Annotated in this window: 25 protein-coding genes; 8 read left to right on the forward strand and 17 right to left on the reverse strand. The window is 60.9% G+C overall.

Going from position 1 to position 21,225, the window contains the following annotated elements; genetic code table 11:
* Positions 1-996: 996 nt before the first annotated feature.
* Complete coding sequence (locus BLS57_RS01005; protein WP_093738271.1) at positions 997-1,761, reverse strand: sulfite exporter TauE/SafE family protein; 765 nt, start codon at positions 1,759-1,761, stop codon at positions 997-999.
* Positions 1,762-1,904: 143 nt separating this feature from the next.
* On the opposite strand from BLS57_RS01005, the gene BLS57_RS01010 reads away from it, so the two are divergent.
* Positions 1,905-3,587 (forward strand): acyl-CoA dehydrogenase family protein, encoded by a 1,683-nt coding sequence (locus BLS57_RS01010; protein WP_093738273.1) that lies wholly within the window; start codon positions 1,905-1,907, stop codon positions 3,585-3,587.
* Between the two features lie 67 nt (positions 3,588-3,654).
* On the forward strand, positions 3,655-4,047 hold the full coding sequence (locus BLS57_RS01015; RefSeq protein ID WP_093738275.1) for an META domain-containing protein: 393 nt from the start codon (positions 3,655-3,657) through the stop codon (positions 4,045-4,047).
* Here the strand turns inward: BLS57_RS01015 and recO are convergent.
* The 12 genes from recO to folK all read right to left on the reverse strand — a co-directional run bounded on the left by recO (position 4,031) and on the right by folK (position 13,569).
* Entirely contained in the window at positions 4,031-4,753 is a 723-nt protein-coding gene (gene recO, locus BLS57_RS01020) for a DNA repair protein RecO (protein ID WP_093738277.1), read from the reverse strand. The genes BLS57_RS01015 and recO overlap by 17 nt on opposite strands.
* Positions 4,753-5,082 (reverse strand): DUF1491 family protein, encoded by a 330-nt coding sequence (locus tag BLS57_RS01025; RefSeq protein WP_093738279.1) that lies wholly within the window; start codon positions 5,080-5,082, stop codon positions 4,753-4,755. Before BLS57_RS01025 ends, recO begins: the two co-directional genes overlap by 1 nt.
* A 15-nt stretch (positions 5,083-5,097) precedes the next feature.
* A complete protein-coding gene (gene era, locus BLS57_RS01030; RefSeq protein WP_093738281.1) occupies positions 5,098-6,006 on the reverse strand; it encodes a GTPase Era in 909 nt (302 codons plus the stop codon).
* Positions 6,003-6,689 carry a ribonuclease III gene (gene rnc / locus BLS57_RS01035; protein WP_093738283.1) on the reverse strand — a complete coding sequence of 229 codons (687 nt, stop codon included), beginning with the start codon at positions 6,687-6,689 and terminating at the stop codon, positions 6,003-6,005. The genes era and rnc overlap by 4 nt, the downstream gene beginning before the upstream one ends.
* Entirely contained in the window at positions 6,686-7,522 is an 837-nt protein-coding gene (gene lepB, locus BLS57_RS01040; protein WP_093738285.1) for a signal peptidase I, read from the reverse strand. The genes rnc and lepB overlap by 4 nt, the downstream gene beginning before the upstream one ends.
* 113 nt (positions 7,523-7,635) lie before the next feature.
* Positions 7,636-8,037 (reverse strand): holo-ACP synthase, encoded by a 402-nt coding sequence (gene acpS, locus BLS57_RS01045; RefSeq protein WP_093738287.1) that lies wholly within the window; start codon positions 8,035-8,037, stop codon positions 7,636-7,638.
* A 153-nt stretch (positions 8,038-8,190) separates the two neighbouring features.
* A complete protein-coding gene (locus BLS57_RS01050; protein ID WP_093738289.1) occupies positions 8,191-8,634 on the reverse strand; it encodes a PA2169 family four-helix-bundle protein in 444 nt (147 codons plus the stop codon).
* Between the two features lie 99 nt (positions 8,635-8,733).
* Positions 8,734-9,486 (reverse strand): pyridoxine 5'-phosphate synthase, encoded by a 753-nt coding sequence (locus BLS57_RS01055; RefSeq protein ID WP_093738291.1) that lies wholly within the window; start codon positions 9,484-9,486, stop codon positions 8,734-8,736.
* A gap of 167 nt (positions 9,487-9,653) precedes the next feature.
* Positions 9,654-10,310 carry a DUF2062 domain-containing protein gene (locus BLS57_RS01060; protein WP_093738293.1) on the reverse strand — a complete coding sequence of 219 codons (657 nt, stop codon included), beginning with the start codon at positions 10,308-10,310 and terminating at the stop codon, positions 9,654-9,656.
* A gap of 36 nt (positions 10,311-10,346) precedes the next feature.
* Positions 10,347-12,497, reverse strand: a complete 2,151-nt coding sequence (locus tag BLS57_RS01065; RefSeq protein ID WP_093738295.1) for a RelA/SpoT family protein — start codon at positions 12,495-12,497, stop codon at positions 10,347-10,349.
* 36 nt (positions 12,498-12,533) lie between these two features.
* On the reverse strand, positions 12,534-12,887 hold the full coding sequence (gene rpoZ / locus BLS57_RS01070) for a DNA-directed RNA polymerase subunit omega (RefSeq protein ID WP_093738298.1): 354 nt from the start codon (positions 12,885-12,887) through the stop codon (positions 12,534-12,536).
* Positions 12,888-12,960: 73 nt separating this feature from the next.
* Positions 12,961-13,569, reverse strand: a complete 609-nt coding sequence (folK, locus tag BLS57_RS01075) for a 2-amino-4-hydroxy-6-hydroxymethyldihydropteridine diphosphokinase (RefSeq protein ID WP_341868805.1) — start codon at positions 13,567-13,569, stop codon at positions 12,961-12,963.
* A gap of 122 nt (positions 13,570-13,691) precedes the next feature.
* On the opposite strand from folK, the gene BLS57_RS01080 reads away from it, so the two are divergent.
* The 5 genes from BLS57_RS01080 to BLS57_RS01100 all read left to right on the forward strand — a co-directional run bounded on the left by BLS57_RS01080 (position 13,692) and on the right by BLS57_RS01100 (position 17,392).
* Positions 13,692-14,246 carry a LabA-like NYN domain-containing protein gene (locus BLS57_RS01080; protein WP_093738300.1) on the forward strand — a complete coding sequence of 185 codons (555 nt, stop codon included), beginning with the start codon at positions 13,692-13,694 and terminating at the stop codon, positions 14,244-14,246.
* A gap of 257 nt (positions 14,247-14,503) precedes the next feature.
* Entirely contained in the window at positions 14,504-15,247 is a 744-nt protein-coding gene (locus BLS57_RS01085) for a helix-turn-helix transcriptional regulator (RefSeq protein ID WP_093738302.1), read from the forward strand.
* A 53-nt stretch (positions 15,248-15,300) separates the two neighbouring features.
* The gene (gene ispH / locus BLS57_RS01090; RefSeq protein ID WP_093738304.1) at positions 15,301-16,251 is read left to right on the forward strand and encodes a 4-hydroxy-3-methylbut-2-enyl diphosphate reductase; all 951 of its coding nucleotides are present in this window, start codon (positions 15,301-15,303) and stop codon (positions 16,249-16,251) included.
* A gap of 56 nt (positions 16,252-16,307) precedes the next feature.
* Entirely contained in the window at positions 16,308-16,772 is a 465-nt protein-coding gene (gene rnhA / locus BLS57_RS01095) for a ribonuclease HI (protein WP_093738306.1), read from the forward strand.
* Positions 16,769-17,392 carry a trimeric intracellular cation channel family protein gene (locus BLS57_RS01100; protein WP_093738309.1) on the forward strand — a complete coding sequence of 208 codons (624 nt, stop codon included), beginning with the start codon at positions 16,769-16,771 and terminating at the stop codon, positions 17,390-17,392. Before rnhA ends, BLS57_RS01100 begins: the two co-directional genes overlap by 4 nt.
* 75 nt (positions 17,393-17,467) lie before the next feature.
* On the opposite strand, the gene fmt is transcribed toward BLS57_RS01100, so the two are convergent.
* From fmt to def (BLS57_RS01120), 4 genes are read right to left on the reverse strand one after another with little or no spacing between them, the layout of a single operon-like run.
* Positions 17,468-18,382, reverse strand: a complete 915-nt coding sequence (gene fmt, locus BLS57_RS01105) for a methionyl-tRNA formyltransferase (RefSeq protein ID WP_093738311.1) — start codon at positions 18,380-18,382, stop codon at positions 17,468-17,470.
* A 35-nt stretch (positions 18,383-18,417) separates the two neighbouring features.
* Positions 18,418-18,915, reverse strand: coding sequence for a peptide deformylase (def, locus tag BLS57_RS01110; protein WP_093738313.1), 498 nt, complete (start codon positions 18,913-18,915; stop codon positions 18,418-18,420).
* The gene (gene def / locus BLS57_RS01115) at positions 18,912-19,409 is read right to left on the reverse strand and encodes a peptide deformylase (RefSeq protein ID WP_093738315.1); all 498 of its coding nucleotides are present in this window, start codon (positions 19,407-19,409) and stop codon (positions 18,912-18,914) included. The genes def (BLS57_RS01110) and def (BLS57_RS01115) overlap by 4 nt, the downstream gene beginning before the upstream one ends.
* Positions 19,406-19,924 carry a peptide deformylase gene (gene def / locus BLS57_RS01120; RefSeq protein WP_093738317.1) on the reverse strand — a complete coding sequence of 173 codons (519 nt, stop codon included), beginning with the start codon at positions 19,922-19,924 and terminating at the stop codon, positions 19,406-19,408. The genes def (BLS57_RS01115) and def (BLS57_RS01120) overlap by 4 nt, the downstream gene beginning before the upstream one ends.
* Positions 19,925-20,020: 96 nt before the next feature.
* Here def (BLS57_RS01120) and BLS57_RS01125 point away from each other — a divergent pair, with 96 nt between their 5' ends.
* Entirely contained in the window at positions 20,021-21,220 is a 1,200-nt protein-coding gene (locus tag BLS57_RS01125; RefSeq protein WP_093738319.1) for a MalY/PatB family protein, read from the forward strand.
* Positions 21,221-21,225 lie beyond the last annotated feature (5 nt).

Genomic DNA, 21,225 nt, shown 5'->3' on the forward strand with positions numbered 1-21,225 from the left:
CGTATTCCGCGGCACGAATGCGGCGCTAGTATCTATTTTCTTTTTAGACAGGCATCACAGTGGCCTAGCCCGAAACCAAAGGCCCAGAACCCTTGGCCCTTCCTCCCTAGAGAGATTAACCCGGCTTGGTATCTGTTTCATCTGAATATAGTAAATACTACATGCAGCAGTGCTCACACCGAGATATACTACCGATATATTACAATAACTTATATCATGGTAGGGCTGCAGTTAGCACTCTTCTAGTAGACACTCATATACAAATAAGGACACTAAGCTATGTAGGCACTAATGCCTAACTCTATATAGATAGTTACACTAAGAGGTTTTATCGCACTGGTTACCAATACGGGTAGGATAGTCATTGCGATATAACACTTCCTACGTATACCTGCGGACCGCTCGGGATACGGCTCCGCAGCATCATCACAAGATATAAGCAGCGAAAGACAGCCTTGGGGGTGAAACCGAAGACGTGGGCGGTAGAGCAGTTGCCTGTTGATTAAGCATGCTGCCAACCGGGCCGGGCAGAACAATTAGATGGTTCCTGTCATAATTAGGAGGTTGCAGAACGGCATAGTGCGGCAATAAGGTGTGACACACAAGCAAACACAGCACTGCATTAATGTTCTATTACAGTGACTTAGAGATTTTGATTAGCCCCCGCTAGGCTCCACCAAACACCTTACGCAGTAAGGTGTGATGCGCGGAAGTCGCTTCGAAGAAGCGATGAGAGCGCAGCGTAACAGCCCACACAACCGAAACGATGCTGTCTAGTTATCGCGAGCGACCCCCTTGCGATCTAAACCCAAGGGCTATCGCCTGCCCGCGGGTCGGCGATCCGAAGTTTCGTTCATGCCACTTTATGGTTCAGCCGTGAAGTGACTTCGCCACGTCGCACCCAGCCTCACTAAATCGCCTACCCGGTGGGGCGGGCAGGCGATGGCCCGGCGCCTACGGCTTGATTCCGGGCTGGGGTGGCAACATTGAAGTTCTCTAGAACACCGCCCGCCGGATCAAGTTCAGCCCCGCCACCATCAGCACCACCAACGTCATCTTGCGAAACAGCACCGGATCAACCCGGTCCATCACCTTACCGCCGAGCCAAACCCCAAGCATCACCGGCGCCAGCAACAGCGCCGAAAACGGCCAAGTCTGTGCATTCAAGACGCCTGACCCCACATGCGCCCCTAGCAACGCCACCGCGCCCAAGCCATAGATCACACCCTGTATCCGCATTTGGTCATGCTTCGCCGTACCAAGCGCCGTAAGATAGGCTACCGTCGGCGGCCCCCAGACGCCCGAAACGCCCCCCACAGCCCCCGCAAAACCACCCACAAGCGCCTCTACCCACAGGGAGCGCTGCGCCAGATGGAATTTGTACTTCGAGAGTTGCAACAGCGCGAAACCCACAATCGGCACGCCAATCGCCAGCAGCATCGCAGGCTCGGGAATCACCCGCACCATCTGCGCCGACAGCACGAGAGTAATTCCGCCGCAGAGCAGAAAGACCCAGAACAAGCGGATCGACCCCACCGCCGCGCGCGGGCCCTGTCGCAGCGCCTGGAACGCATTGGCCAAGACCGTCGGCAAGATCAGCCCGGCCAAGGCCAATTCCGGCGCCATGAAAGTCGTAAGGCCTGAGATCAAAACCAGTGGCAGAGCAAAGCCTACAACGCCTTTTACGAATCCTCCGCAGAGTCCAATTGCCAATGCAGCGTAAAATTCGAGCGGGGTGAGAAAGGGGAAAATACTGTCCATGCCGCTACATAGCAGGCTGATCCGCCGCCGCACGGGCAAAATTCATCACGCAATATAAAAACAAAACGCCGCGGTAAAACGTATCTTTGTTGTGCTGCAACTGCGAAGGCGCTATGTCTGCCCCAAGCAAGAAAGGACAGCCCATGGCACATGACGGTCAGGACATGACGATGCACAGCATAATTCTCGACGATCTGACCGGGCTGACCGGCGCGGCGATCGCGCCGCTGGACCGGTTGCTCGAAAACGCCACCGCCGCGGTGCGTGCGCAGGTGAGCGAGGGCGACCGTGTGTCGGCCAAGCTGATCGAAGCCAATCAGACCGCCGCCCACGGGCTGGCGTGGCTCGCGACCTATGTGCAAGCGCTGCGGCAGATGCAGCTTTGGGCCGAGCGGCTGCAAAGCGACGGGCGGCTTGGCGAGGTCGAGCAACTGCTGCACCAGATCGCCTTTGGCGAATACCTCTGCCAGATTCGTGGCGGCATCCAGATGAACCAAGGCGAAATGCTGCGCCTGCAATATCTCGGCCTGAGCGCCGAAGATGAAGCGGCGCTCGACGACACCTCGATCACGACCCTCACCCGCAGCGGCAACACGCAAGCGGCGCGGAGCCGTCTGGTGGAGCTCATGCAGGAGCGCAACGCCGACGTTACCTTCGGCGTCAGTGGCCTCGACGAAGAGCTTGAAATGATCCGCGACCAGTTCCGCCGCTACGCGGTAGAGAAGGTCGAACCCTACGCCCATGACTGGCACCTCAAGGATGAATTGATCCCGATGGAGGTGATCGAAGAACTCGCCGAGATGGGCGTTTTCGGCCTGACCATCCCCGAAGAATACGGCGGGCTGGGTCTGACCAAAGCGTCCATGTGCGTGGTCAGCGAAGAACTGTCTCGCGGCTATATCGGTGTCGGCTCGCTCGGCACCCGGTCCGAGATTGCAGCGGAACTGATCCTTTGCGGCGGCACCGACGCGCAGAAGGAAAAATGGCTCCCCCGCATCGCCAGCGCCGAGACCCTACCGACGGCTGTTTTCACCGAGCCTAACACCGGGTCCGACCTCGGCAGCCTGCGCACCCGCGCGGTGAAGGACGGGGACGACTACAAAGTGACCGGCAACAAGACATGGATCACCCACGCGGCCCGGACCCATGTGATGACCCTGCTGGCGCGCACCGACCCTGAGACAACGGACCACCGTGGCCTGTCGATGTTTCTGGCGGAAAAGACCCCCGGCGATGATGCCAACCCCTTCCCCACTCCCGGCATGACCGGCGGTGAGATTGAGGTGCTGGGCTACCGCGGGATGAAAGAATACGAGCTTGGCTTCGATGGCTTCGAGGTAAAGGGCGAGAACCTGCTCGGCGGCGAAGAGGGTCGTGGTTTCAAGCAGTTAATGGAGACATTCGAGTCCGCCCGCATCCAAACCGCCGCCCGCGCCATTGGCGTGGCGCAATCGGCGCTGGATATCTCGATGCAATATGCCCAAGACCGCAAGCAGTTCGGCAAATCGCTGATCAACTTCCCCCGTGTCTCGGGCAAGTTGGCGATGATGGCGGTCGAACTGATGGTGGCCCGGCAGCTGACCTATTACAGCGCCTTTGAGAAAGACGCCGGGCGACGCTGCGATGTCGAGGCGGGCATGGCGAAACTGCTCGGCGCGCGTGTGGCTTGGGCCGCTGCCGACAATGGCTTGCAGATCCACGGCGGCAACGGCTTTGCGTTGGAGTATAAGATTAGCCGGGTGCTTTGCGACGCGCGTATCTTGAACATCTTTGAGGGCGCGGCGGAGATTCAGGCGCAGGTGATTGCGCGGCGGCTGCTGGGTTAAACGGTCCGGGTTGCAAGCGCCGCTCATGTCAGGGACATAGGCGGCGCATCTTCCCAAAGGACAGCCCATGCGCAGTTTCTTGATCCTTGCCGCCCTCAGCGCCCTGCCGCAATGTCAGGGCGACGAAACCGTCCGCGCCTATGGCGCGGGCGACAAGACATGGCGGCTTGTCGAATTGAACGGCGCCCCCTTCGAGGGTCGCGCCACGCTGACCTTCCCCGAGGCCGGCCAGATCGCCGGAGAGGCGCCCTGCAACGCCTATAGCGCCACGATGACGGTGCCCTACCCTTGGTTCGACGCCGGCCCCATCGCCGTTACCCGCCGCGCTTGTCCGGACCTTGCGGCAGAAGCGACCTTCCTGAAAGCGTTGGAAGGCGCGAGCATTTCGGATGTGCTGGGCGACACGCTGATCCTGTCGGACGATGCAGGCCCGACGCTGGTGTTCAAAGCCGCCGACTGAAGGCGTCGATAAAACGGGCACGCGCTTCGGGCAGCGGTTTGCCCCCCAGATCACGCGCCAGATGCGCGGTGAGGAAATGGCCCGTGGTCACCAGCCCTTGGGCCACCTCTGCATCACTGCCCGCCCCGCCGCGCAGCACCGGAGGCAGTGGCAGCAGACGGTCGGCCCACTCCCCTGCGCCCTTGGCCGACACCGCCCGGCCCGTTTTGGGCGAGACATAGATCAGCCCCTCGGTCGCGCCCGTTACAGCGCAACTGTCGAGATCGAGCGCATAGCCCATCTCCTCCAGCAGACGCAGTTCCCATTTCAGATAGGCCAGCGGCCAGACGTCCCCCTGCCCTAGCATGTCCAAGAGCGCCTCAGTGCGACGGTAGAGGGCGGGATGCGGCTCGCGTTCCGGCAAGCAGAAGGCCAAGAGCGCGGTCACCGCATTCAGCCCCGCCAGCGCGAGCCGGTTCTGCATCGCCACAGCAGCGCGGCTGCGCAGCGGCTCGACCGTGAAAGCGCCTATGTGGTCTTCCAGCCGCGCGCGCCATGCCAAATCAAGCTGCGCGCCGGGTTGCAGGCTGGGGGCGATCTTGCGGCTGGTGCCGCCGCGCACGACGCCCGCGTGGCGGCCCTGTTCGGGGGTAAAAACTTCGATAATCGCCGAGGTTTCGCCATGTCGCCGCGCGCTCAGCAAGATGCCCTGATCGCGCCATTCCATCAGCTAAATCCCGGTTCGTCCAAGAGGTGCCGGCCCTGACGGTCCTCGACCTCGATCACCCAGAGGTCCGGATCGAAACTGCGCTGGCGGGTGACGGTCGCATCGACCTCAGGCTCGTCGCCCGTGGCCAGTTCAATCCACTTGCGGTCCCCGGTCATCAGATCAAAGGAGCGCTGAAACAGCACCGCGCGGCCATCGAGCGTGGCCAGTTTCACCAGCACCGCACCGCCGGTGTCATCACCATGCGCCACAACAAAGGCGGGGATGTCCTGCAAGCGCAACCGGGTCAGATAGGCATCAACCCAGAATCGCGCGGTCAGACGGGGCATGTTTGGCCTTGCGGCTTAGGTGTTGCCATCTTTAAAATCCAAGCCCATCTCGGAATAGCGCTCGGCCTCTTCCAGCCAATTGGCGCGGACTTTGACCTGCAAGAAGAGATGCACCTTGCGGCCCAGAAATTCCTCAAGTTCCTCGCGCGCGGCCTTGCCCACGGCCTTGATCGTCTCGCCCTTGTTGCCCAGCACGATGCCCTTGTGGCCGTCGCGGACGACATAGACCAATTGGTCGATCCGGGCGGAGCCGTCGGGGCGCTCTTCCCAGTTCTCGGTCTCGACGGTGAGCTGATAGGGCAGTTCCTGATGCAGGCGCAGGGTCAGCTTTTCGCGGGTGATCTCGGCTGCGATGTTGCGCATCGGCAGGTCCGCAATCTGGTCTTCGGGGTAGAGCCACGGGCCTTCCGGCACTTCACCGGCGAGCCATGCGCGCAGGGTGTCGATGCCGTGGCCACGCTCGGCGGAGATCATGAAGGTCTCGGTGAAATCAAAGGCCGCGTTCATCTTTTCAGTGAGGCCCAGCAACACGGGCGCTTCGACACGGTCGATCTTGTTGATGGCCAGCGCCACGCGGCGGCCTTTGGCGATGTTGCCAAGCTCTTCGAGGATGCGCTCGACGCCTTCGGTCATGCCGCGGTGCGCCTCAATGAGCAGGACCACCACATCGGCATCCGCAGCCCCGCCCCAAGCGGCGGCGACCATGGCGCGGTCCAAGCGGCGGCGCGGCTGGAACAGGCCGGGCGTGTCGACAAAGACCAATTGCGCGTCGCCCTCCATCGCCACGCCGCGGATGCGGGCGCGGGTGGTTTGCACTTTGTGCGTCACGATAGAGACCTTGGCCCCCACCATGCGGTTCAGCAGCGTGGATTTGCCCGCGTTGGGCTCTCCGATCAGGGCGACGAATCCGGCACGGGTGGTCATGAGTTTTTCTCCAATTGCCGCAGCAGCGTGGTGGCAGCGGCCTGTTCGGCGGCGCGTTTTGAGGGCGCTGTGGCAGCGGCTTCGGCACCATTGTCGAGCCGCGCTGTGATGGTAAAGACCGGCGCGTGATCCGGTCCGCTGCGCCCCGTCTGGTCGTATCGCGGCGGATTGAACCCACGGGCCTGCGCCCATTCTTGCAAGGCGGTCTTGGCGTCGCGGGCGTCTTCCTTGACGGTTTTGAGGCGATTGCCCCAAAGCCGCAGGACCAAATCTTTGGCCGCGTCAAACCCACTGTCCAGATAGACCGCCGCGATCACTGCTTCGATTGCATCGCCCAACAGCGCCTGCTTGCGCCGCCCGCCCGAGATCATCTCGGAGCGCCCCAGTTTCAGCACCTTGCCCAGATCAATCTCACGCGCCACATCGGCGCAGGTTTCCTTGCGTACCAGCGCGTTGAAACGCGGGGCCAATTGGCCTTCGGTGGCACCCGGATCAAGCGCCAGCAGCGCTTCGGCCATCACAAGGCCCAAGACCCGGTCGCCCAGAAACTCCAACCGCTGGTTGTCGTCGCGGTTGGCCGAGGACATCGACGCATGGGTCACCGCTCGGCCCAGCAGCTCCGGCTTGGCAAAGCTGTGGCCGATCCGCGCCTCAAAGGCTTTGAGATCCCCGCTCAGCTTCATCTGACCGCTTCGAAGAAACGGTCGCTGCGCCAGGTCCAGAAGAACAGCATCGAACGGCCCGCCGAGCTGAACATGATCCGGTCGGCACGGCCAATCAGGTTCTCAAAGGGCACAAAGCCCACACCGCCCGCTTTCTGCGCCAGACGGCTGTCGGCAGAGTTGTCGCGGTTGTCACCCATGAAGAAGTAATGGCCAGCAGGCACGGTATAAACGCCGGTGTTGTCGGACTGTTGGTTGCCGATGTTCAGGATCGGATGCGAGACGCCGTTCGGCAGCGTTTCGATCTGCCGGCTCTTCTTACACACACCGCCTTGGCCCACGGGACCGTTTTCACAGCGTGGACGCAGCCGTTGTGGGCCTTGCGGGGCCATGACTTCCTCAAAGACGCCGTCGTCCTTAAGCTCGACCGGGGTGCCGTTCAGGCTAACCACGCCATTGCGGATTTGCACCTTGTCGCCCGGCAGGCCGATGAGACGTTTGATATAGTCGCGGCCCGAGACAGGGTGGCGGAAGACCACGACATCGCCGCGCTCAGGCTCGGAGCCGAACAGACGTTCGTTGTCTCCGTCGAACACGCCGCAAACATCCTTGGCGTCGATCTCGATCCCCAAACCGGGCATCATCAGACTGGGACAGGAGGCGTAGGAATAGCCATAGGCCATCTTGTTCACGAAGAGGAAATCGCCGATCAGCAGCGTTTCTTTCATCGAACCCGAGGGAATCCAGAACGGCTGGAAGAACAACGTCCGAAAGACCCCCGCGATCAACAGCGCCCAAACGATGGTCTTGATGGTTTCGACAAAGGCGTTGCCGGTTTTTTCCTTGGCGGCCATGCGGCGCTCCTGACATATCGGTTTGGCGTTACATGCTTGGCACTGTCGGGCAAGTCAAGAGAAGCGGCGTCGCAGGGCCGTTAGGTGCAGCGAAATGGCCTAGAACGCGGCGTTTAGGACTGGGGACGCGCCTCAATCACCACAAAGGCCTGCGCCCAAGGGTGATCGTCGGTCAGGGTGACGTGAATGATCGCCTCATGCCCCGGCGGGGTCATCTCGGCCAGACGCTCGGCGGCCCATCCCGTCACCTCCATCACCGGTTGCCCGGTGCGCAAGTTGCTCACCGCCATGTCGCGCCACGCAATCCCCATGCGCAGCCCGGTGCCAAGCGCTTTGGAACAGGCCTCTTTCGCCGCCCATCGTTTGGCATAGGTGCCTGCCACATCGCGTCGCCGCGCGGCCTTGTGCTGCTCGACCTCTGTGAACACCCGGTTGCGAAAGCGGTCGCCAAAGCGATCAAGCGTGCCTTGGATACGCTCGATGTTTGCCAAATCAGTTCCAATGCCAAGGATCATGGGGTGCCATTCTGTTCAGTCGCGGGGCCGTCGCGCCCTTTCGAGCAATAGACCACGCTGCGACAGCGAGGAAAAGGATGAAGCATTCGCCGCTGTAACGCAAAACGCCGCCCCGGTGAGGGACGGCGTTAAGGTTGTTCGCTCTAGCGCAGATTACGCAATCGCGTGGCGGGCCTTCTCGGCTTTCGCCTCGTCAATGGCACGCTGGACCGAAGCGCGCTGCTCGGTCAGGAAACCGTAGCCTGTATGGCCAGCAGTCGCTTTGATCGCGTCGTCATAGACTTCGACCAATGCGGATTCGCCATTGATGATCTCGTCATAGACGGCCTCATCATCGCCGGTCACTGCGTCGCGCAGTTTCAGCCAACCGCGGTGTGCGGAAGCGGCGGCGGAACCGTCTTCGGAAACCTCAACACCATCAACGCCCAGTTGGCGGTGCAGTTCGGTGTGGAACTTCTCGCGCTCGGCGATGCGCTTATCGAAGAAGCCGACAAAGCTGGCTTCGTCCGAAACCTGCTTGCGGGATTCACGATAGCCATCGCGGCTGTCGATCAGGCGGGTGTGCAGTTTCTTCAGTGTATCGATATGGTCGCTCATTATTGCCTCCTAGGTATGTTTACCAGTCTGCCGTCCCAACGCGGCAAAACGGCTTTGGGTCCATACCAAAGAGGAGATGAGTGAATTTCCGCTGCGCTCTTATGCGTCGCGGGCGGCGTCCATCAGGCGGCGCATCTCTGCTATCGCGGGTTCCAGTCCGAGAAAGATCGCCTCGCCAATCAGGAAATGGCCGATATTCAATTCCCGCACCTCTGGAAAAGCCGCGACAGGGGTCACCGTGTCATAGGTCAGCCCGTGACCTGCGTGGACCTCCAACCCCAAGGACGCCGCGAAGCTGGACATTTCGCGCAGTTTCGACAGTTCCTTGTCAGCTTCCTCCCACCGACCCTCTGCGAATGCGTCACAATAGGCGCCAGTGTGCAGTTCGATCACCTCGGCCCCGATCCGGTTGGCCGCTTCGATCTGCGCTGGTTCAGCGGCGATGAAGATCGACACACGGCTGCCCGCTTCGCGCAGCGGTGCGATAAAATGGGCGAGTTTGTTTTCCTCGCGCGCGACTTCCAGCCCGCCCTCGGTGGTCCGCTCCTCGCGCTTTTCGGGGACGATGCAGACGGCGTGCGGCTTGTGACGCAGAGCGATTTTCTGCATCTCATCGGTGGCGGCCATCTCGAAGTTCAGCGGCACCGAGAGGACCTCCATCAGCCCTTCGATATCGGCGTCCGAGATATGGCGCCGGTCTTCGCGCAGATGGGCCGTGATGCCGTCGGCTCCGGCCTTCTCGGCAATCTTCGCGGCCCGCAGCGGGTCAGGATAGGCCCCGCCCCGCGCATTGCGCACGGTCGCGACATGGTCGATGTTCACGCCCAATCTCAGCTTTGGTTGGTCAGCCATGGTCATCCCTCTTGCATCACTTGCGGTGACCATAGGTCGGAAATTTAGCCAACCCCATAGGGAGAAGGACAATTTTCGTAAAATTTGTCGGGCAAAGGACGCGGGGGAATGATCCGCGCGCGAAGAAGGTCAGGAATGTAGCAGATGCCTTGCCGAACTGGCCGCGTTCAATCCGCGTGCCGCTTGGCGTCAGCCTTCTGCGCCGCCTTATGCTTCAACGCTTCGAACTTCGCCTTGATCATCCCGCGCCGACGCTTCTGATAGGCCCGCAAGACAGGCACCGACAAATAATAAGCAACAGAAGCACAGATCATCCCCGGCAGGATGCCCCCGATCAGGTAGGGGTAGAAGACCTGATGGAAAAACACGGTCAGCCCGGACCAATCCATCGTCGCATCGGTAAAGATCGCGACGAAGTTCTCCTGCAAATCCCGCCCGGCATCGAGGAACTTGCCGCCGAAAGACCGATGCTCCGTGGCGGCCACAGGCGCGCCCAGCAGCCAGTGCCCTGTTTGCAAGGACGCAATGCCAATTGGGACATAGGTCAGCGGGTTGCCAAAGAAGGTCGCCATCAACGCCGCAAGAATATTGGCCCGCATCAGCCGCGCAATGAGGAAGGCGACCACAAAATGCAGCCCGTAGAAGGGCGTGAAGGTGGTGAAAACGCCGGCCCAAATTCCCCGCGCAATGCGCTCAGGGCTATCCGGCAGCCGACGCATCCGGTGTTTGACATAGTGAAACGCACGCGTCCAACCACCACGCGGCCACAGAAACTCGGCCAGCGCGCGCAGGGTCGGTTTCGGATCGCGGCGTTTGAAAATCAAGTCTCAGGTCCAGTCTCGGCGTTTCATCTGCCCGGCTCAGGCGGGCTCTTCGGCACTCTTTCCGGCGCTCATGTTGCGATGCCTGCTGACATCAGCAACTTCGCTTTCGGCTTCGAGCGTGGACATAAGTGAATGCAGATGGCTTACATCCCTCAGGTCCACATAGACCAGCAAACGGTAAAAGTCAGGTTTGCGTTCCACAAACTCGAGATTGGAGATATTGGCCGAGGCCTCACCGATCAAGGTGCAAATCCGCCCCAAGACGCCAGCGCCGTTGCCGATGGTGATGTCGAGCCCGCTGGAATAGACCGCCGGATGGCTGCCATCGTGCCAGCGCAGGTCGAGCCAGCGGTCGGGCTGATCCTCGTATTCGGACAATCGGTCGCAGTCGATGGAATGGACGGTCACGCCTTTGCCGCGGAAGGTGATGCCAACTATCCGCTCTCCCGGCAGCGGCGTGCAGCAGGGCGCGCGGTCAAAGCTCTGGCCCGGCTCCAACCCGACCACAGCACGGCGCACGTCGATCTGATCGCCCTTTTGCGGGGCAAGGTCGGGATAGACTGATTCGACCACTTCACGGCCCGTCAGTTCCGAACTGCCCAAACGCGCCAGCACCTCGTCCGGCCCGTTCAGGCGCATGTTCTTCGCAACGGTGCGCAGCACCTTGTCGGTGGCTTCCTTGCCGACCTGACTGAAGGCCGAGCGCGCCAATTCGCGGCCCAGTTTGACAAAGCGCTCGCGGTCGACCTCGCGCAAGGAACGGCGGATGGCCGACTTGGCCTTGCCCGTGGTGGCAATATCGAGCCACGTGGCCTGCGGGGTCTGGCCCTGCGCGGTGGTGATCTCAATCGACTGACCGTTCTTGATCCGGGTCCAAAGTGGCACGCGCATGCCGTCGATCTTGGCCCCGACACAGGCGTTCCCGATCCTTGTGTGGATCTGGTAAGCAAAATCGATCGGCGTGGCGCCACGCGGCAGCTTCACCACATCGCCCTTGGGCGTGAAGCAGAACACTTGGTCGGCGTACATCTCAAGCTTCACCGCTTCGAGGAAATCCTCATGGTCGGTCTCGGCGTCGAACTGTTCGGTCAGTTGGCTGATCCACTTGGCGGGATCGACAGCAAAGGGGTTCCGGCTGCGCACACCGTCGCGGTAGGACCAATGCGCAGCGACGCCGGTCTCGGCCACGTCATGCATCTGCCGCGTGCGGATCTGCACCTCGACGCGTTTGCCATCGCGCCCCGACACAGTGGTGTGGATCGAGCGGTAGCCGTTGGTCTTGGGCTGGCTGATGTAGTCTTTGAACCGCCCCGGCACGGCCCGCCAGCGGCGATGGATCGTGCCAAGTGTGCGGTAGCAGTCTTCTTCAGAGGCGGTGATGACGCGAAAGCCGTAGATGTCCGAGAGGCGAGAGAAGCTCTGCTCCTTCTCCTCCATCTTGCGCCAGATCGAATAGGGTTTCTTGGCGCGGCCAAAGACCTCGGCCTCAATCTCGGCCTTCTCCAATTCGATCCGCATGTCGCCAGTGATGCGCTGGATCACGTCGCCAGTGTCGCGCTGCAAGGTAATGAAACGGCGGATGATCGACGCGCGGGCCTCGGGGTTCAGCACCCGAAAGGCGAGGTCTTCAAGCTCTTCGCGCATCCATTGCATGCCCATACGCCCAGCCAGCGGCGCGTAGATGTCCATCGTCTCACGCGCTTTTTTGATCTGCTTGTCCGGCCGCATCGATTTGATCGTGCGCATGTTGTGCAAACGGTCCGCGAGCTTGACCAAGATCACCCGCAAGTCCTTGGACATCGCCATGAACAGCTTGCGAAAGTTCTCGGCCTGTTTGGTCTCGGTCGAGTTGAGCTGGAGGTTGGTCAGCTTGGTGACACCGTCCACCAATTCCGCCACTTCGCCGCCAAAAAGGCTCTGCACCTCCGCGTAAGACGCCTTGGTGTCCTCAATCGTGTCATGCAACAGAGCGGTGATGATCGTGGCATCATCCAACTGTTGCTCGGTCAGGATCGCGGCGACGGCAACGGGATGGGTAAAATAGGCCTCGCCGGAATGGCGGAACTGGCCCTCATGCATCTGCGCGCCGTAGTCAAACGCCGCGCGGATCAATGCTTCATTGGTTCGGGGATTGTAGCCCTGAACAAGGGCGATCAGATCGTCGGCAGTGATGTCGGCGCTGTTCATGCCATCTGCCTCTTGGCCCCGGCCGGGGCGCGGGGGTTAGCCCTGCCCTTGAGCGGCCATCAACTGGCGCAGCAACATTTCTTCGGACATGCTGTCTTCTTCAGGCTTGTCCTGCTCGGCACCCATCAAAAGCGCCATGGCGTCCTCTTCGGGCTCATCGACTTCGATCTGGCTCTGGTTGCTCTCGATCAGACGCTCGCGCAGGTCGTCGGCGGACTGTGTCTCATCAGCGATCTCGCGCAGGGACACGACGGGATTCTTGTCGTTGTCGCGGTCAACGGTGAGCGGCGATCCGGCAGAAATCTCGCGGGCACGATGTGCAGCCAGCATAACGAGTTCGAAACGGTTCGGAACCTTATCCACACAATCTTCGACGGTGACGCGGGCCATGAAGCCTCCAATATCTCATTTGCTGCCAGAAGTGCGGTATTTAGGCTTCTTCGGACAGATTTACAAGTCGATATTACAAGGGTCGCACCGCAGCCTTGTCACGTTCCGGCAAAGCGTCAAGCAGCGCCCGCACCGGCTTGCCGAGCAGCGGATGGACCCATTCCGGCGCGACATCCGCCAAAGGCACCAGCACAAATGCCCGGTCCTGCAAACGAGGATGGGGGAGGATCAATTGCTCCGGCACCCGCCCAATCTGTGCCTCCAGCGGCAATTCTCGCCATATCTTGTGGGTTTGACGGTCGGGCAGCACCATGTCGTCACAAGCCAGCAGATCAAGATCAAGCGTCCTTTGGCCCCAACGCTGCTCTCGCTCGCGCCCCATTTGCCCTTCGATCCGGTGCAGCACGCCAAGCGCTTTGACCGGACCCCAAGGCGCGGTGACCCGCACTGCGGCATTCACGTAATCTGGACCATTGCCTGCGGGAAAGGCCGGTGTGTGGTAGAATGTACTGGTGGCGCGAATCACCGCGCCAGATGTTTGTAGTAATTTTAATGCCGCCTTCAGCGTTTCCCGGGGGGCACCAACGGACGACGCGAGGTTACCGCCGAGCGCAATTAATAGGTCGTGCATGGGAACGGTGGCTGTCTCGCCCACCTCCCCGTTAACTTGCCCTTGCGACATTCTGTAAAAACCCTAGGTAAGCAGCGAAACGAATTACGTCTTGGTTTACCCGATCTTGTTAGACCCCGACGCCCAGAGATCAACCCGGGAAGTGCGGCGACGCCTGCCGAAAGGATAGTTAGATGTTCTATAAAGACGAGCGTTTGGCGCTGTTCATTGACGGCTCCAATCTTTACGCCGCTGCCAAAACCTTGGGTTTTGACATCGATTACAAGCTCTTGCGACAAGAGTTCATGCGTCGCGGCAAGCTCCTGCGTGCCTTTTATTACACCGCGCTGCTGGAGAATGATGAGTATTCCCCGATCCGCCCGCTGGTCGACTGGCTGAACTACAACGGCTTCACCATGGTCACAAAACCGGCCAAAGAATACACCGACAGTCTGGGCCGACGGAAAGTCAAAGGCGACATGGACATTGAGCTCGCCGTGGATGCGATGGAGCTTGCCCCTCATGTCGATCACATCGTGATATTCTCCGGCGACGGTGATTTCCGCCCCCTGGTCGAAAGCCTGCAGCGCCAGGGCGTGCGCGTCTCGGTCGTTTCAACAATTCGCAGCCAGCCGCCGATGATTTCTGACGACCTCCGCCGACAGGCCGACAATTTCATTGAACTGGATGATTTACGTGATGTCATAGGACGCCCGCCACGCGATCCGGCACCTGCAACCGAAGGTTGATTCTTCCGCTGACAGACCGCTCGGCCCCGAACTTCGGTTACCCATACCCTACCAGCAGGGCTTCCTTGCGCCGAAACATCTATTGCTCAAATAAATAACGGGCCAGCGGCGCAAGACGCCCCTAGCCCGTGAAATGTTTCAAATACCCCAGGGAAGATACAATACAGCACATGTTTCCACGCGTTCCCCTTGATCTAATATAACACTTTCCCGTAGTAGTAGACGACCCCCCGAAAGAGGGGGGATAGGAGAGCGCTATGTTGGTCGACGCCGCGGCAAGGCTGGAGCATTTAACCAATGTAGATGACCTTTGGGAGGGGCTGGTCGCCGCCCTGCGCGAGGTCGGCTTTACCCACGCCATTCACATCAGTGTTGATGCTGAGTTCAGGGCCGCTCAGGTCCGCTGTACGGTTCCCGACCTCTACACCCATATCCCGCCGGAAGATGATCCGTTTCTGCACCACTCCTGCAACAGCTACGAAGTGCTCACCATCGGCGAAGCCTTTGTAGATCAGTACCCGGACGTGACCGAAACCGAGCGCGCTTTTATCACGCGGGCCGCCGAAGATGGATTACGCGCGGCCTTCGCCGTGCCGATGCGGCTGCAGGGCTCGGACCGCTTTGGCGGCTTCATCATCGGCAATGACATGGACGGCGCGACGTTTGAGGAAAACTTCCGGTCAATCGCCGAAGAACTGCGCCTGTTCTGCCTGCTCATGCACCGTCGTATCGAAGACCTGACCGGCACCGCCCCTCTGCCCCTCCCCGACCGGCCTGCCGCTTTTGATCAACTTACACCCCGCGAATCCGAGGTCGTGAACCTCTTGGCCCACGGCTATAGCCGACAAGAAACCGCGCACCGCTGCGGGCTTTCTGTCCATACCGTTTCGGACTATGCGAAATCCGGCTATCGCAAATTGGGTATTCACAACCGCGCGCAAGCGGCCGCGCTTGTCCACGGCGCGCCGCAGAAAGACGCCAGCGACGGGGCTGACGGGTAGACGAATGCCCCCCAAGCCCTTACCTCTGCGCCAAACCCGCCCGGAGACCTGCAATGACCAAGCCCCCCCTCACCCTCTACCTCGCCGCGCCCCGCGGTTTCTGCGCAGGCGTGGATCGGGCGATCAAGATCGTCGAAATGGCGCTCAAGAAATGGGGCGCGCCGGTTTATGTGCGTCATGAGATCGTTCACAACAAGTTCGTCGTCGATGGGCTGCGCGACAAGGGTGCGGTTTTTGTAGAAGAACTGTCGGAATGCCCCGACGACCGGCCTGTGATCTTCTCCGCCCATGGCGTGCCGAAATCCGTGCCTTCCGCCGCGCAGGCGCGCAATATGATCTATGTAGACGCCACCTGCCCGCTGGTCAGCAAGGTGCATATCGAAGCACAGCGCCATGCGGATGCCGGCCTTCAGATCATCATGATCGGCCATGCGGGCCACCCCGAAACGGTCGGCACTATGGGTCAACTGCCCGAGGGCGATGTACTGCTCGTCGAAACCCCCGATGATGTGGCAGCCGTCGATGTGCGCGACGAAACCCGCCTTGCCTATGTCACGCAAACGACGCTCAGCGTGGACGACACCGCCGACATTGTGGCCGCGCTGCAAGCGCGTTTCCCTGCTATCATCGGTCCGCACAAAGAAGACATCTGCTACGCCACCACCAACCGCCAAGAAGCGGTCAAAACGATGGCACCCAAATGCGACGCGATGCTGGTCGTAGGCGCCCCTAACTCGTCGAACTCAAAACGTCTGGTAGAGGTCGGCGCCCGCGCAGGCTGCGGATACGCTCAATTGGTACAACGCGCTGACGACATTGACTGGCGCGCGCTTGAGGGGATCAGCAGCATCGGCATCACCGCAGGCGCCTCGGCGCCCGAAGTGCTCATCAACGAAGTGATCGACGCCTTCAAAGCCCGCTATACCGTGACTTCCGAACTGGTGGAGACTGCGCAGGAGAACGTCGAGTTCAAAGTCCCCCGCGTATTGCGCCAACCCGCCTGATTGACCCGCGCGCGTCCCGCGCCTAAACCGCGTCAAACACCGTGACGGGAGCCCACATGCCAGACCTTTTTGCCTATACCGACGGAGCCTGCTCCGGCAATCCCGGCCCCGGCGGCTGGGGCGTGCTGATGCGCGCCATGGACGGCGACAAGATCGTCAAAGAGCGCGAGCTTAAGGGGGGCGAAGCACAGACTACCAACAACCGCATGGAACTCATGGCCGCGATCTCGGCACTCGAATCGCTTAGCCGGGCGACCGAAATCACCATCGTGACAGACAGCAACTACGTCAAAAACGGCATCACCGGCTGGATTTTCGGCTGGAAAAAGAACGGCTGGAAGAATGCCGCCAAGAAGCCCGTGAAGAACGCCGAACTCTGGCAACGACTCGACGCTGCTAACGCACGCCACAATGTGACGTGGAAATGGGTCAAGGGTCACGCCGGCCACCCCGAAAACGAGCGCGCAGACGAACTGGCCCGCGCCGGCATGGCCCCTTTCAAACCGGGCGCCAAGAAGTGACGCTGCTGGCCCTGCTCGACTATGCCGCCGTGCTGGTCTTTGCCATCACAGGCGCGCTGGTCGCCAGCCGTGCGCAGCTCGACATCGTCGGATTTGCCTTCATCGCTTGCCTGACCGCCGTAGGCGGCGGCACGATCCGCGATCTGCTTTTGGATCGCAATCCAATCTTCTGGATCGAAACCCCCAGCATGTTGGCCGTGGCCATTGTCGCTGCACTCGTCGTCTTCCTTACCGCTCACCTGCTCGAAAGCCGCCTGCGCACGCTGATCTGGCTCGATAGTCTGGCGCTGGCGATAGCTGTCGCAGCAGGGGTCGGTGTGGCCATGGCACAGGAGCAATCCCCCACCATCATCATCGTTATGGGTATGATAACAGGCTGCATGGGCGGGCTCATGCGCGATGTGGTCGTCGGTCAACTGCCGCTGGTCCTGACCCAAGGCGAGCTTTATGCCACCGCCGCCCTCTCCGGCGCCGCCGTGGCCGTACTCCTTGCGCCCTACACCGAAGGCACGCTCTACCCGCTCCTCGCCTGCGCGGTCACCACGTGGGTCCTCCGCGCCGGCTCGCTGTACTTCGGCTGGCACCTGCCCGTCTACAAAAGCACCCCACCCAAAAGCTGAGCCCGCTCTTTTTGGCCCAAAATACTTCCGCCGGAGGCACCGCGTCCCCACCGGGGACGCTATAAAGACTCGAGCCTAGACCTCAGCCAAACGCGCCCCAACCGCGATCTGCGCACCGCGCTGGAACACATCCGCGTCCTGCGCCCCTTTGCTCGCTTTTTGCAAGCGCGTCAGCCGCACCGCCCCGTCGCCGCAGGCCACGCGCAGGTCGTCAGACAACACCTCGCCCGGCGCGCCTTGGCCCTCATCCAGCACCGATCCCAAGACCTTCACCCGTTGGCCATCAATCTCAAACCACGCCCCTGGAAACGGCGACAAGCCCCGGATCAGCCGATCCACTTCAACCGCCGGACGTGTCCAGTCGATGCGCGCCTCGGACTTGTCGATTTTGGCGGCATAGGTCACGCCCTGCTCCGGCTGCGGCTGCGGTGTGAGATCCGTCAAATGCGCCAGCGCCTTGTTTATCGCCAGCGCACCCATGTCGCTGAGCCGATCATGAAGCTCCGCAGTGGTCTCCGCCGCGCCGATCTTGGTTTCTTCGCAAAGCAGCACCGGCCCCGTGTCGAGCCCCGCCTCCATCTGCATGATGCAAACACCGGTTTTCGCATCCCCCGCCATGATCGCCCGGTGAATCGGCGCCGCCCCGCGCCAGCGCGGCAAGAGGCTTGCGTGGATGTTCAAACAGCCATGTTTCGGCGCATCCAAAATAGCTTGCGGCAGGATCAACCCATAGGCCACAACCACCGCCGCCTCGGCGTCAAGTTCCGCAAATTCCTCTTGGGTATCAGGGTGCTTCAACGACACCGGATGCCGCACCAAGAGGCCAAGCGTTTCCGCCCGTTGCTGCACCGGGCTCGGACGCGGCTTCTTACCCCGTCCCGCCGGGCGCGGCGGCTGGCAATAAACCGCACGAATGTCATGCCCAGCCTGCACCAGCGCATCAAGTACCGGCACCGAAAATTCGGGCGTGCCCATAAAGATCAATCGCATCGCGTTTCTCCTGACGGCCCGATCCGGCTAAGCGGTCAGCCGTTTGCCTTACGGGCCTTGCGCAAAAGCATGTCGCGCTTTGTTTTGCTGAGGTTGTCGAAATACATCTTACCCGCCAGATGGTCGATCTGGTGCTGCACGCTAACCGCCTCAAGCCCCACGAAATCGCGCTCCACCTGCGTGCCTGTCTCATCCAGAAACTGCACCTTCACCCCACGCGGGCGGCGGATCACAGCGCTGAAACCGGGCAAGTTCGGGCTCGCTTCCTCATAAGGATGCAGCACGGCAGAGGCATCCACGATCACCGGGTTCGCCAAGCGGATCCGCTTGTTGCGCGCCTCGGAGGCATCAACCACGGCGACCTGCAACATCACGCCGATCTGCGGCGCGGCGAGGCCGACGCCGGGCATCGCGTCCATTGTCTCGATCATGTCATCCCAAAGCGTGCGGATCTCATCCGTGACCGCCTCAATCGGCGCCGCTGGGCTGCGCAGGCGTTTGTCAGGCCAAGGGACATAGCGGCGGAGGGTCATTGCGCTTCGAACTCCGCGATCTTGGCGGCGCGGGTTTTCGCGTCCAGATGGTCGAAGGTCACCACGCCGTCGAGGTGGTCCATCTCATGCTGCGCGATCAGCGCGGCGGCCCCCTCAAAGCTCTGGACATAGCGCCCACCGTTTACCCCAGTCCAGACCATCTGCACCTGTGTGGGGCGGGAAATGTCTGTGCTGATGCCGGGGATGCTGAGACAACCTTCGGTATTGGTCACGCGCTCTTCGCCGATCTCCTGAAACATCGGGTTGATACAGACGAGCGGGTCCGGCTTGTCGTCCTTCCAACCCGCGTCCATTACAAAGATACGCAGCATCGCCCCCACCTGCGGCCCGGCCAGACCGCGCCCGGGGGCGGCATACATGGTTTCCAGCATATCGGCGGCAAGCTGTTCGATCTCGGGCGTGATCTCTTCAATCGGCGCACAGGTCTCGGCCAAACGCGGATCGGGCCAGCGGACGATCTCTAAAATGCTCATCCTCGGGCCAACTCTCTTTTCAGTTTCACCATCTTGCGGGTGATCATCTGACGTTTCAACGGCTTCAAATAGTCGATGAACAATTTCCCATCGAGGTGGTCAATCTCATGCTGCACGCAGGTCGCCCAAAGCCCATCGAAGGCTTCCTTCCGCTCATTGCCATCCCGGTCCAGCCAGCGGACTTCGACCTCGGCCGGACGGGTCACATCGGCGAATTGCTCAGGAATGCTCAGGCAGCCTTCCTCGTAGGTGTTAAGGTCATCCGACGAGGCCACGATCTCTGGATTAAACATCAGCAGCGGGCGCGGGGCCTCGCCCTCTTCCTTGACGCAATCGAGCACGATGACCCGGCTCAACACACCGACTTGCGGCGCGGCAAGGCCGATGCCCGGCGCGTCATACATGGTGGCCAACATATCATCGCCCAACACGCGCAACTCGTCGCTGAGATCGGCGACGGGGGCTGCGGCTTTCTTGAGCCGTGGATCGGGGTGCAAAAGGATTGGGCATTTCATCCCGCTCATTTAGGCCATGCCCCGGCATCGCGCAACCGGGGGCTTGCAGCGCCTGCGACAGCCGTTAGCTTGGCTGCAACATCAGGAGTGATCAGCATGAGTTTTGACGAGATCGAAGCGACCAGCACGAGTTTTGACGAGATCATCGAGCGGCGCGGGACGCATTGCGCGAAATGGGACAAGATGGAAGCCGTCTATGGCGTGCCCGCCGATACGGGCATCGCGATGTGGGTGGCCGACATGGATTTCCGTCCGCCACAGGTGGTGCAAGACGCGCTGCAGGCCCAGATTGATCACGGCGTGCACGGCTATTTTGGGGATGACAGCAAATACCTCGCTGCGATCCAGTGGTGGATGGAGCACCGCCACGGCTGGAAAGTCGACGCGAATGCGATCTTTACCACCCATGGACTGGTGAACGGCACGGCTATGTGCGTCGACGCCTTCACCGCGCCGGGCGACGGGGTGGTGCTGTTCACCCCTGTCTATCACGCCTTCGCCCGCGTGATTAACGCCGCAAAGCGACGCGTGGTGGAATGTCCGCTGACCCATGTCTCGGGCCGCTATGAGATGGACTTCGATGCCTATGACGCCATGCTGTCGGGCGACGAGAAGATGGTCATTCTCTGTTCCCCACATAATCCCGGCGGTCGGGTCTGGACCCGCAAAGAACTGCAAGGCGTGGCGGATTTTGCGAAACGGCATGATTTGGTGTTGGTCTCGGACGAGATCCACCACGATCTGGTAATGCCGGGGAACACGCATATCCCTATGGCCCATATCGAAGGGATCGAAGATCGGCTGGTGATGATGACCGCCACCACCAAGACCTTCAACATGGCGGGCAGTCATGTCGGCAATGTCATCATCCACGATCCCGAACTGCGAGCGCGTTTTGCCCAGCGCATGGCCGCCATGGGCATTTCGCCAAACTCCTACGGGCTGATCATGGCAACGGCGGCCTACTCTCCCGAAGGTGCCGCGTGGCTGGACGCATTGACGGAATATCTCGACGGGAACCGCAGGCTATTCGACGATGCAGTGAACGCGATCCCGGGGCTGAAGTCTATGCCGCTGGAGGCAACTTACCTCGCTTGGGTCGACTTCTCAGATACCGGGATGGAACAGGCAGAGTTTATCGAACGGGTCGAAAAATCCGCTGCCATCGCTGCGAACCACGGCACGACCTTTGGCACCGGTGGCGAGAGCTTTCTTCGCTTCAACCTCGCCACACCTCGCGCCCGGGTTCAAGAAGCCTGCGACCGGCTCACAAATGCCTTTGGCGATTTGCAGTAAACACA

It is taken from the genome of Sulfitobacter delicatus (genome assembly GCF_900102535.1).
Taxonomy (GTDB): Bacteria; Pseudomonadota; Alphaproteobacteria; order Rhodobacterales; family Rhodobacteraceae; genus Sulfitobacter; species Sulfitobacter delicatus.

Excerpts from the sequence above, each read along its gene's own strand:
- ispH (WP_093738304.1), top strand. The coding sequence starts at position 15,301 with ATGACCAAGCCCCCCCTCACCCTCTACCTCGCCGCGCCCCGCGGTTTC.
- recO (WP_093738277.1), bottom strand. The coding sequence starts at position 4,753 with ATGGAATGGCGCGATCAGGGCATCTTGCTGAGCGCGCGGCGACATGGC.
- folK (WP_341868805.1), bottom strand. The coding sequence starts at position 13,569 with ATGTCGCAAGGGCAAGTTAACGGGGAGGTGGGCGAGACAGCCACCGTT.
- BLS57_RS01125 (WP_093738319.1), top strand. The coding sequence starts at position 20,021 with ATGAGTTTTGACGAGATCGAAGCGACCAGCACGAGTTTTGACGAGATC.
- BLS57_RS01015 (WP_093738275.1), top strand. The coding sequence starts at position 3,655 with ATGCGCAGTTTCTTGATCCTTGCCGCCCTCAGCGCCCTGCCGCAATGT.
- BLS57_RS01025 (WP_093738279.1), bottom strand. The coding sequence starts at position 5,082 with ATGCCCCGTCTGACCGCGCGATTCTGGGTTGATGCCTATCTGACCCGG.
- rnhA (WP_093738306.1), top strand. The coding sequence starts at position 16,308 with ATGCCAGACCTTTTTGCCTATACCGACGGAGCCTGCTCCGGCAATCCC.
- BLS57_RS01080 (WP_093738300.1), top strand. The coding sequence starts at position 13,692 with ATGTTCTATAAAGACGAGCGTTTGGCGCTGTTCATTGACGGCTCCAAT.
- rnc (WP_093738283.1), bottom strand. The coding sequence starts at position 6,689 with ATGAAGCTGAGCGGGGATCTCAAAGCCTTTGAGGCGCGGATCGGCCAC.
- def (WP_093738315.1), bottom strand. The coding sequence starts at position 19,409 with ATGAGCATTTTAGAGATCGTCCGCTGGCCCGATCCGCGTTTGGCCGAG.
- fmt (WP_093738311.1), bottom strand. The coding sequence starts at position 18,382 with ATGCGATTGATCTTTATGGGCACGCCCGAATTTTCGGTGCCGGTACTT.
- BLS57_RS01085 (WP_093738302.1), top strand. The coding sequence starts at position 14,504 with ATGTTGGTCGACGCCGCGGCAAGGCTGGAGCATTTAACCAATGTAGAT.
- def (WP_093738313.1), bottom strand. The coding sequence starts at position 18,915 with ATGACCCTCCGCCGCTATGTCCCTTGGCCTGACAAACGCCTGCGCAGC.
- def (WP_093738317.1), bottom strand. The coding sequence starts at position 19,924 with ATGAAATGCCCAATCCTTTTGCACCCCGATCCACGGCTCAAGAAAGCC.
- era (WP_093738281.1), bottom strand. The coding sequence starts at position 6,006 with ATGACCACCCGTGCCGGATTCGTCGCCCTGATCGGAGAGCCCAACGCG.
- acpS (WP_093738287.1), bottom strand. The coding sequence starts at position 8,037 with ATGATCCTTGGCATTGGAACTGATTTGGCAAACATCGAGCGTATCCAA.
- rpoZ (WP_093738298.1), bottom strand. The coding sequence starts at position 12,887 with ATGGCCCGCGTCACCGTCGAAGATTGTGTGGATAAGGTTCCGAACCGT.
- BLS57_RS01050 (WP_093738289.1), bottom strand. The coding sequence starts at position 8,634 with ATGAGCGACCATATCGATACACTGAAGAAACTGCACACCCGCCTGATC.
- BLS57_RS01065 (WP_093738295.1), bottom strand. The coding sequence starts at position 12,497 with ATGAACAGCGCCGACATCACTGCCGACGATCTGATCGCCCTTGTTCAG.
- lepB (WP_093738285.1), bottom strand. The coding sequence starts at position 7,522 with ATGGCCGCCAAGGAAAAAACCGGCAACGCCTTTGTCGAAACCATCAAG.
- BLS57_RS01055 (WP_093738291.1), bottom strand. The coding sequence starts at position 9,486 with ATGGCTGACCAACCAAAGCTGAGATTGGGCGTGAACATCGACCATGTC.
- BLS57_RS01010 (WP_093738273.1), top strand. The coding sequence starts at position 1,905 with ATGGCACATGACGGTCAGGACATGACGATGCACAGCATAATTCTCGAC.
- BLS57_RS01005 (WP_093738271.1), bottom strand. The coding sequence starts at position 1,761 with ATGGACAGTATTTTCCCCTTTCTCACCCCGCTCGAATTTTACGCTGCA.